General features: G+C 67.1%; 1 protein-coding gene. It reads left to right on the forward strand.

Annotated features, from left to right (window positions below; translation table 11 throughout):
• Positions 1-562 (forward strand): ABC transporter ATP-binding protein (locus STSP_RS00025; protein WP_332835339.1); only part of this gene is annotated, 562 nt, incomplete at both ends.

The raw sequence follows: 562 nt of genomic DNA on the forward strand, positions 1-562 counted from the left end.
AAGGTGGCCGGTGGCAAGTCGGTCACCGCGACCGGCAAATCGCTGTCGGTGGTGGGTCTGCGTAAGACGTACGGGGACGTTGTCGCCGTCGACGAGGCGTCGATGGAGATCGCGGCCGGGGAGTTCGTCACCTTCCTCGGCTCCTCAGGGTCGGGCAAGACCACGACCCTGATGATGATCGCCGGTTTCTGTGAACCCGACTCCGGCACCATCACCGTCGGGGACCGTGACGTCACGCGTCTGGCGCCGCAGAAGCGGGGCCTGGGTTTCGTCTTCCAGCAGTACCTGCTCTTCCCGCACATGACGGTCAGTGAGAACGTCGCCTTCCCGCTCACCCTGCGCGGAGTGCCGAAGGACGAGATCCGCAGGCGGGTGGGGGAGACGCTGGAGATCGCGGGCCTGTCCGGCTTCGGCGGCCGCAAGCCGCGTGAGCTGTCTGGCGGTCAGCAGCAGCGTGTCGCCCTGTGCCGGGCGCTGGTTTACCGCCCGCCGGTGATTCTCATGGATGAGCCGCTCGGCGCGCTGGACAAGAAGCTCCGCGACCAGCTCCAGGTCGAGATCA

Source organism: Streptomyces jeddahensis, assembly GCF_001642995.1.
GTDB lineage: Bacteria > Actinomycetota > Actinomycetes > Streptomycetales > Streptomycetaceae > Streptomyces > Streptomyces jeddahensis.